This window comes from Pseudomonadota bacterium (assembly GCA_018817425.1).
GTDB lineage: Bacteria > Desulfobacterota > Desulfobacteria > Desulfobacterales > RPRI01 > RPRI01.
The window spans coordinates 38,364-47,800 of record JAHITX010000066.1 but is presented as its reverse complement, the minus strand read 5'-3'; the positions used below and the strand labels follow the sequence as shown (position 1 = coordinate 47,800).

Sequence of the window (9,437 nt, the reverse complement as noted above, 5' to 3'; positions counted from 1 at the left end):
GTTTGGAAACTCATTATTCCCGCCGCTAAATAGTGCTAATCTCGATGATCTTTTAACTGCTTACTATGAGGAGCGGGGCTGGGATTCCAAGGAGGGCACACTCAGTTCGGGCAGAATCGAAGAGCTTACGCTTTCTCTAAAAGGCATAAATTCAGGTTTTTATAAATAGTACTAACTATTTAAATAACGCCAGAATTATACCTTTATAAAAATCAATAGCGGATTTTGGGCTCGTCTTGCATCTTGACAAAAGGCAAAAAAGCATTAACTTATCCTTCTCAATGGGCAGCTTCTGGTCGCACTAAGTTGCGCTCTTGATGATCATCTCAGTTTTTATAAAAAGGAAATACTTAATGCGTGTAAAAAGCCACCTCATAAGTTTAGTTTGTTTTGTTTTGCTTCTGAGCATGCCCGCCTTTGGGCAGAGTAATTTGTCAGTGGAAGAGCTCAAAGCGCAGTACAAAATGTATAATGATATAGCCAATAATCCTGATATTTTTTGGTTCATAGGGTTTGATGATGTGCCGGGGAAGTTTGTCAGTCGTGAGCGGTTCGAAAAAATGATGACAGAGAAAATAATGCTTATGGGTAACATAACATTAGAACAAAAAGTTGCGGCAATGACGCATAATATTAATGTTTCCCAAAAAGTCAAAGCAGACCTTCGTATAAGGGTGCTTCCTGAGCTTGAAGTTCTAATTAAAGAGCGTGAAAACTCTTCTAACCCGCATATAAACTTAAATAACAATACGAACCATCAGACTAGCGACGCGTCATCAAGTGGCTCTTCCTTTAATGATCTTGTAGGGGGAATGGCATCTGAGGAGCATTTAAATCCAATGTCATATGAAAGCTTTGTAGCATCTTCCAAAGGAACCGACATAAAAGATTCTCAAAGAGAGTCTTATGACGGCAATTGGAATAATGCGAGCAATGACAACTATTCCAGTTGCCCTAAAATGAAACCGGATAACCGATCTTCGTTTAGGGCATATCCAAATGGTCAAACTTCTGGCAACACATATAGAAATTGCGCTTATTTTGGGAATGGTTATCTTCAGCTTGAAGAAGCGTATGTGAATGGAAAACGCGAGGGTCTCGTAACAAATTATGCTTGGAGTAATGAGCATAATTTTTCTTATGCTAATCAGAGAACAAATTATTCCAATGGTAAGCGTAACGGGATACAAGATATTTATTCGGTATCGAAATCTGGCGCTGTTTATCGTATGAGATTCACAACTTATTCAGACGGCATACAACATGGGGATAGTGCACAGTGGTACGACAATGGACAGACATCGAAAGAAACTAATTTCTTTGCAGGGAAACCAACCCTTCAATATAATTATAACAGAGATGGTTCATTAAGTTACTGCACAAAATGGGGAAGTGATCATAAGCCTAGAAACTGTAAAACCGGGGAGATCCGTCGCTATTGAAGAAAGGCGGTCTAGTGGAGATCGTGTATATAAAAACCATCACTATCTGCCTGCCAATCTTCTGAAACACCCAATAGGTGCTCCTTTTTGCTGCAATATTGCTTACCATTCCAGCTCATAGCATACTTTTGGCCAGGCCTTTGGAAACGTTGATCGCTATTAATATAGCGTACACAAAAGGATGTTTTATCTGTACCGTAGGAAATCACGCCTGATTTCAGATAATCAATTAAGAGTATATCGGGAGAAGGGTAGAGTTCTGCGATTTGAGGGTATTGCTTGTGTTGTTTATAGTACTCCTCAGCATCAACCTTTAAAGAAATCGCAAGATTAGAACGGCGAAGGTTTTCTGCATAATCGCCTCCATTGGTCTGGTGCCCTTTTTCATTTACTCCGGTTAATAGCCACAAAACAAAACAGGCGAAAATTACAAAAGCAACCAAAAGGCCCGCTATAGTTTTCTTTTTCATATTTCACCTATTGTTAGACACCTTGGTTCTATTTCTGTACTTGGAGAAATTCTTCTACACATTGTTTTATTATCTTATCAGGATCAGTCACGCTTTTCTGAAGCATCTTGATTGCTCGCTCATCCCCACTAGTACCCAGTAGGCGGCATAAAGCGAGCCGTTTTGATGTTTCTGGATGTTCCGATGAGAAATAGGCAAACGCCTTAATCATTTCGGGAACTGCGATTGATCCCAGAAGGTGAAGGCCTTTGATAGCTGCTTTGCGAGTTTGCTCCTCTTCCTCTGGATCTAAGGCTGATAAAAATATATTTACTGCACGTTTATCCTGGAAATTAACTAAAGCTTTTATGGCTGCATCACGAGTATCTGCCCGTGAGGCAGCACTAAGCAAGGGTTGAATAGCTGATGGGTCACCGATGGTACCCAAGGCTTTGGCTGACATTTCTCTTCCAAGCCAATAATCATCGTTTATGGTTAATGTTTGTATTAGCACTGAGGTGGCTGCCGGATCTCCTAAAGAACCAAGTGCTGGAATTATCCATGCCCATAAGCCTGTTCTTTCTTCTAAATCCTTCTTCAGAGCTATTATAAGAGGAATCACCGCCCTATTATCGTTCATCTCAGTTAAGGCTTTTACTCCTCTTGCATAATCTTCTTTGTTAGAGGATTCCAATAGAGCAAGAGTACTCTCAAAATTGCACTCTAATCGACATTGTTCCTGAATTACAGCAAACCCTACAGAAGCCATTTGATTGCGCCTTATGCACGCCTCTAAGCATATTGAAGTATCAGGTTGCATCTCTATAATTGGAAAACTGTTTTTCTCGATTTCTCCGTTTAATGCTTCTTTTCCTTTTACAGGGGGATTTTCCCGCTGGTTACTTCCAGCAACAACAAAATTACTACTGATGTACAACAGAATTAAGGTTATATAAAGAGACAACTTTAAAATATGCATTAATCATTTCCTTTTTCTAAGGTTAAGCGGTCGAGGAAGATAGGTGGAAGATAGGTTACGTATTACATTTATAAACTTATTTATCAAAAAGCAAATATTTATTTGCCATTTGCTCGCGTTAGCAGCTTTAAGCACACTTTCAACAAATTCGCCATCTCCCAAAATCCTCTCGTCACCCTTTTTCAAAAGCCTTCTCATTGTTGTTGAGATGGAAACGTTACCGGTTCTTAGCAGTAAATGAAAATGGTTGGGGATAAGAGCCCATGCATAGCAATCTGTTTTCGTTTCTGTCAGGATAATACCCAGACGGCTTAGAAAATGATCCCGGTCTTCATCATTTTTTAATATTTTCTGCCTGTCAATTCCCCTGACAATTATATGATGCATCGCTCCAGGAGCTTCTATTCGTGATTTTCTTGGCATAAAACTCAATTAGAAATTAGCCGGTATTAATCAAGTTTAATAGTTTAAAACGTTCCCAATACTACCCCTTTCCCACGTTTTCTTTGTTAATCATCAAAAGTTTGCAAGTTGAGTTCTTCTGACAGTTTTGTAAATACCCTGACAAAGCTTTGTGTCGTTTTCTGGTCGTTTATGAGGCTAAAATACTTTGAACAACTTCTATAACTGATCTGGGTAGAAAAACGAGATTTACCTGCCATATCCTCAAAGGTAAATGTAAAGAAAAGGCTTGGTATGGGACAGCCACTCTGAGATCCTTTGTGCCAGTTGGCCAATTTCTGCTCAATAGACATTCTGGCAATCAGGTCAAACTTTTCCTTATTGATTTCAGTCATATCATTGAAAAGTTCTACAGATTCAAAATTGAACGTTAATAACTCGAAGAACATATCTGCTGGAGAATGAATTATATATTTTTCATTTCCAACCCAAGTGTGCGCAGTAAAAATCTCATAGGAGAAATATTCTTTATCTATTACTAGTGCAAGCCTTTGAGGATGTTTTGTTGTTGCCGTAAATGTGTCTGGAAGTGTTTTTAGATTTCTGACAATATTAGTTGTGCCGCATCCGGAGACTGCGAATAGGATTAACAGGCTCATAGCAACCTGTCTCATGATATTTAAATCACAATATCTCATTAGTGGTCTCCTCTTTTTTAGAATTACAACCAACTATAGCGATATAAAATATTGCCACGCCAGAGTATTCGTACTTATTACTTATAATATTGTGCCGAGCTATTAGCTCCCGATTGAACCTTATTGCTCTTTAAACAGACTCTCCAGAATTGCTGATGTGGCTTTAGTCAGGTTCTCTTTCCCAGGCTCTTTTTCATCAAAATCGAATAACCCTTTTTCCTGTTTGTTTCCTACTTCGTTGAATTGGTCATCAAATACGACTAGTTGCAAATTATAATTCAAAGCGGTCCGAACGTATGTATCTGTTTTCCATTCCAGCATCTTGACATAATAGACATATGCCCCTTTTTGTTGCCCCAGCAGGTTTTTTTTGACAGTCGAAAATGACCATGAGAATGGTATTCTTTGCTGCTCGGCAGAGACATTTCTAAACTTCATGGTTCTTACAATCATTGATCCGAAATCTTCGGCCAAGGGGTTTCCTGACTTTGAATAAACACTGGACGGGATTCCATACTTATTTCTCTCTAGCCCAGTAAAATCAGGGGATTTATTTGAATTCTGCACGTAGGGCCTCAGGTCGTGAACAGCCAATATTATTTTCTTGTTTGTGTGTATTCTGAAATTTAATCGACCCTCATGGTCGAAGCTAGGACTCGTCGCGCAACCCGACAACAAAATGGTCAGAATTGAAAGAGTTAACAATCTCATAGTAATGCTCCTTTTGTTTCATATTGTATAGTTTGACAGCCGTTCCGCAGAATTATATTATTAATGAGAATTCTCACTTTGCGCAGGATAATGACATTTTCTCTCAGCCATTTCAACAAGAACTCGCAAAAACCCCGTCTTTTTTAAGTATTTGACTCAATTATGAGATTTGAGAATTGAGAAGATTGAGAGGTGAGAAGGGGTCGGACCAAGGCAAGCCGTTTAACGACGGATTTAGAGTAGCATCAAACAGCATAAAATTTAATTACATCAAAGCAAATACTGCTTTGAGCATTTTCGGCGAGAAAGCCCGTTCAAGGACGTTGGAGCGAAACAACTCCGGGAGGGACAATTTAAGGGCTTCTCTCTGAATTTTTAATCTGGATAAGGAATGATGTGGTGGTCAGCTAATAGCTGGGATGCCGGATAAACGTAACGATTAGATAAGGAATTCGCAGCATGAGAGAACCGCCGGAAGCAAAGTGCACATTACCAAAAGTGCAGCAATAGAACTGTTCTCTCAATTTGGCTAAGAGTATATTTTGCTGATTATATTTGAATTATACTTCGCACATTTTTGCTTGACATAAGGAGTATAGAATGTCTAATACTACCCCAATTATGCGACATCGTGTCACACCATAGAATTCACCGGACGGCTTTGCCGATCCGCTGAAATGACATGTTTGACCAGCTATTCGGCATGTAAAGCATCAAGGACAGCACTGGGATTTCTTGATGCGATTCGCAACAATGCTTTCGCTGGCCCTTCAGGCTTTCTTCTTCCTTGCTCCCAATTCTGCAATGTTCGAATACTGACTCCAATCATAAGTGCGAATTCACTTTGAGAGACATTGAGTTTTTCTCGTACTATCTTTATCTCAGGTGGCCCTATTTCATATGTTCGGCTTGCGGTGCTTCGTCCGGCTTTGATTTCTCCGGCTTCTTTGATGCTTGCGACAAGTTTTTCAAAATGATCTTTTTTCATGATAAAAACTCCTTAACAAATTTACGGAGCAGCTTGAGCTGTTCCGTCGTAAGATCTTCCTGTTCGTTCTTTCTGTATGGAAAAAGCATAAAAATAGTGTCAGGAAGATTCAAGTAGTAAATTACCCGCAATGCTCCTCTTTTTCCAAGTCCCGGAAGATTCCAACGGATTTTTCGTAAGCCTCCACTCCCTTTGATCAGACTTCCGGCGTCCGGCCGTAGCATTAAAGCAGTCTGGAGCATCCGATAATTATCATCGGTCGTTAGTCGATGAATTTCCTTCGTAAATATAGTTGTTTCTATAAAAAGCATAATCTATTATACGCCATTGGCGTATTTTGTCAAGGTCAATTTCTAAATTTTAGGCAATGCGGAAATAACCTGCTGCGCCGCCGTTAATGGATTTAGAATCTTACTTACTCGGCATCAGGTTAATTTGCTTTGTGTACGCCCGGCATGGTGGAAGATAGGGAACGTATTGCACTTATAAACTTAATTATCGAAAAGCAAATAGTTATTTGCCTTTGCGAGTTTCTCGCCACGTATTACAGATTTGCTAACAGCTGTTACTGTTATATTCAATCGACGGGAAAGCGATGTCATTGTTACTCCCAACTTTCTGACTGCCCAATAGCACAATAGGCTGCGCGCCTGAACAGTTTCCCGCTGTCTTCCGGCAGCCCAGACTTTTTCCTGTTCAACTGCAAGAACTTCGGCAACTCTGGTTGCTACTCCGTTTAAGTTAAAGCCACGACTCAGAAGAGCATATTTATTTTCCATTTGCTCGTTAGCAGCTTTAAGCACACTTTCAACAAATTCGCCATCTCCCAAAATTCTCTCATCACCCTTTTCAAAAGTTTTTGCCGCTCGAAGCGCTTTTACCGCAGCCCATCCACCCATGCTACGAATAAGCCCGCCGCCTGTTAGATCTGTTCGTTTCCCTTGTTCAATCCCTTTGTTAACAAATTGTCGGTAGGTTCTCCTTGCCTTACCGGCTTTTTCGCCAAAAAGCCCTAAAACCTTATCCGTATTTTGCCAATCACAGTTTGCTTTTGCCATCAATACACTATGGCCGCAGTATGGATAATTGTCCAATGTTGTTAAATCAGGAACAAGTCCGGCCCTAAGAGGGTTTAGATGGATGTAGCGCACCAGTTCCAATAAGTAAGAGTCTTCCTGGCATAAAATAGATTTGTAGCGGTTTTGAAACAGATGTCCAGATCTGCGGTGTCTGCGGTTGTACCATAGTGCGTATCCGGTCAAAAGCCGTCTCATTGTCGTTGAGATGGAAACGTTACCGGTTCTTAACAGTAAATGAAAATGGTTGGGGATAAGAGCCCATGCATAGCAATCTGTTTTCGTTTCTGTCAGAATAATACTCAGACGGCTTAGAAAATGATCCCGGTCTTCATCATTTTTAAATATTTTCTGCCTGTCAATTCCCCTGATAATTATATGATGCATCGCTCCCGGAGCGTCTATTGCGTGATTTTCTTGGCATAAAACTCAACGAACATATCAGCCAGAATTAAGCAAGTTTAATAGTTTAGAATGTCCCTAATACTACCCTGTATTCCTACCGCTACCCCATGTCCCCATAAATGCCTTATCCCACACGAGGCTTGATCAATTATCTCTTGAATTTGCTTCTGAATCCTATAAGACCGACTAAACCGGAGACAAGTAAGATCAAGGACGTGGGAACGGGGACTGCCTTAGCTGAAACCATAGATACAAAAACTCCACTTTGTACTTCTCCATCTGATGCATCACCCAAGATCAAAGTAACATTATTCCCTAACGCGTTTACCGGAGCGGTAACATGATGCACTACGCCTGTCAAATCGTTGAATAGAAGGCCTTCGAATTGTGTTTCCCCACCAAAAATGAAGTCAGGGAAATTGATATTTACTAGCTGATGATCAACAAAAGCTACATTGACTCCGTTGACGTAAAGACCAAAACCATCAACAAAATCAGTATTAAAGTCGTGAAGACCACCTTCCCATCGCTCATTAGTAGCGAAAATAATATCAAACGCGATTTGGTTGATACCTGGCTGCATGTCAAATGCAATATCAATTTGCGTAACATCGAAATGATCGCTCTTGCCTGTTATCGGACTGAGCAATGAATTCTGCGCTGATGTAGCAGGGTTGCCGTCGCCGGTCGATCCATAAGGCGTGTATCCCGCATCTCGAACGTTTGGTTCAACGCCACCAGAACTGATAATGATGCCTGTGCTTAACCCGAATGTATTGCTATCATCTAAAAAGGTGCCTGCAGAGGTAGCCGCAACCCGATTAGAAAATTGGTCCCATCCACATTCAGAACACTCGTGACCGGCTACCGTTACCAGTGCAGAAGTTAAATCAATACTGGTTAGCCCACTTCCAATTAACGCATTTTTGAGTTTCGCAGAATCTAATGTGGGGGCAATAGATATTGCGTAAGCATTAGAAGTAAACAGGAAAAGGCAGGCCGCGATAACAATACCAATAACACATTTAATCCTATCTGAGCTTGTTTTGTTTATTTCCACATTCGTCACGTATCGTGATAATAATATGTCTCTCATTTTCTCTTCTCCATGATAAATCTCCTTATTTTTTTAGACTTTTATATAAATATAGAAAGAATTAAAGCCTCAATTGGCAGGCATTCCTTTCTGTACTAAAACGGTCTACATCTTTTGCGTTTTCAAAAGGTTTAGGCATTAAACGAAGATCCTGATTGACAAGTTTTTGCGATCAGCCAGGGCGGAAGTATATTACGTTTTTTATCGGCTTTTAACAGTCCGGATTCAATTTTATATTTTCTTTCAATCTGTTTTTTTGCAGGAAAAAAATTCATTCCATACTTCAGGCGGAGCAGGATGATATAAGTATTCAAGATTGTTATTGTTGAAAGCATACTCTATCTGTGCAGAGATTAAAGAAATTATTTCGTTTTGCGCTTCAGCTATGGTTTTCCCGGTTACAACAATATCCAATTCATGACAATGAGCAACAAATAAATCGCCCTCTTTTTTGATTAAAATATTGACCGAAAAAGCGGCCTCATTCATATTTTTTTGCTTTTTCACTCATGATTAACTTTTCTTTATTTGATAAATATTATATTTAATTAAAAGAATTCTTGTCAAGAAATAAAATTGATAGTGATAAAAAAAGCTGACGAGAAATCATTTGCTTTTTTAATGCCGGAGGGTCTCTTTATTGCGATGCTTTTAATCCTTGCACAGTCCTTGTACAAATATTTAAAAATGAAAAAGCCATTAAAGCTTATTTGCTTTAATGGCTTGATTCCATTGACACCGAGGGGCGGAATTGAACCGTCGACACGCGAAAAATTATTGGTGTCAAAGAAAAATTATTGGAATTATTGGTGTTTTAGCAGTAAATGAAAATGGTTGGGGATAAGAGCCCATGCATAGCAATCTGTTTTCGTTTCTGTTAAGGATAATACCCAGACGGCTTAGAAAATGATCCCGGTCTTCATCATTTTTAAATATTTTCTGCCTGTCAATTCCCCTTACAATTATATGATGCATCGCTCCAGGAGCATCTATTCGTGATTTTCTTGGCATAAAACTCAATTAATATATCAGCCAGCATTAATCAAGTTTAATAGTTTACAATGTCCCTAATACTACCCCGTCCCCAATACTACCTTTTTGGGTGATATTTTCTTCCCTGACATCATTTCACCTTTTTTCAGATAAAATTATGCAGATTATTATTTTTGCCGAACGCATAACCGGCTGGCG

Annotated in this window: 11 protein-coding genes and 1 pseudogene; 1 reads left to right on the top strand and 11 read right to left on the bottom strand. The window is 39.6% G+C overall.

Going from position 1 to position 9,437, the window contains the following annotated elements:
• The first annotated feature begins 353 nt into the window (after positions 1-353).
• Entirely contained in the window at positions 354-1,442 is a 1,089-nt protein-coding gene (locus KKC46_11615; GenBank protein MBU1054460.1) for a hypothetical protein, read from the top strand.
• Positions 1,443-1,453: 11 nt separating this feature from the next.
• Here the strand turns inward: KKC46_11615 and KKC46_11610 are convergent, their stop codons facing one another.
• The 11 genes and pseudogenes from KKC46_11610 to KKC46_11560 all read right to left on the bottom strand — a co-directional run bounded on the left by KKC46_11610 (position 1,454) and on the right by KKC46_11560 (position 9,257).
• The gene (locus KKC46_11610) at positions 1,454-1,912 is read right to left on the bottom strand and encodes a hypothetical protein (protein MBU1054459.1); all 459 of its coding nucleotides are present in this window, start codon (positions 1,910-1,912) and stop codon (positions 1,454-1,456) included.
• 28 nt (positions 1,913-1,940) lie between these two features.
• Positions 1,941-2,870, bottom strand: coding sequence for a HEAT repeat domain-containing protein (locus tag KKC46_11605; protein ID MBU1054458.1), 930 nt, complete (start codon positions 2,868-2,870; stop codon positions 1,941-1,943).
• A gap of 3 nt (positions 2,871-2,873) precedes the next feature.
• Positions 2,874-3,293 carry a transposase gene (locus tag KKC46_11600; protein ID MBU1054457.1) on the bottom strand — a complete coding sequence of 140 codons (420 nt, stop codon included), beginning with the start codon at positions 3,291-3,293 and terminating at the stop codon, positions 2,874-2,876.
• An 86-nt stretch (positions 3,294-3,379) separates the two neighbouring features.
• The gene (locus tag KKC46_11595) at positions 3,380-3,970 is read right to left on the bottom strand and encodes a hypothetical protein (protein ID MBU1054456.1); all 591 of its coding nucleotides are present in this window, start codon (positions 3,968-3,970) and stop codon (positions 3,380-3,382) included.
• 120 nt (positions 3,971-4,090) lie between these two features.
• Positions 4,091-4,564 (bottom strand): hypothetical protein, encoded by a 474-nt coding sequence (locus KKC46_11590; protein MBU1054455.1) that lies wholly within the window; start codon positions 4,562-4,564, stop codon positions 4,091-4,093.
• A gap of 811 nt (positions 4,565-5,375) precedes the next feature.
• Positions 5,376-5,669 (bottom strand): helix-turn-helix domain-containing protein, encoded by a 294-nt coding sequence (locus tag KKC46_11585; protein MBU1054454.1) that lies wholly within the window; start codon positions 5,667-5,669, stop codon positions 5,376-5,378.
• A complete protein-coding gene (locus KKC46_11580; protein ID MBU1054453.1) occupies positions 5,666-5,980 on the bottom strand; it encodes a type II toxin-antitoxin system RelE/ParE family toxin in 315 nt (104 codons plus the stop codon). Before KKC46_11580 ends, KKC46_11585 begins: the two co-directional genes overlap by 4 nt.
• 180 nt (positions 5,981-6,160) lie before the next feature.
• Entirely contained in the window at positions 6,161-7,132 is a 972-nt protein-coding gene (locus KKC46_11575) for a transposase (GenBank protein MBU1054452.1), read from the bottom strand.
• Positions 7,133-7,298: 166 nt separating this feature from the next.
• Complete coding sequence (locus tag KKC46_11570) at positions 7,299-8,246, bottom strand: choice-of-anchor L domain-containing protein (protein MBU1054451.1); 948 nt, start codon at positions 8,244-8,246, stop codon at positions 7,299-7,301.
• 243 nt (positions 8,247-8,489) lie between these two features.
• Positions 8,490-8,735 (bottom strand): hypothetical protein, encoded by a 246-nt coding sequence (locus KKC46_11565; protein ID MBU1054450.1) that lies wholly within the window; start codon positions 8,733-8,735, stop codon positions 8,490-8,492.
• A 314-nt stretch (positions 8,736-9,049) separates the two neighbouring features.
• Positions 9,050-9,257, bottom strand: a pseudogene (locus KKC46_11560) (transposase).
• Between the last annotated feature and the right edge of the window lie 180 nt (positions 9,258-9,437).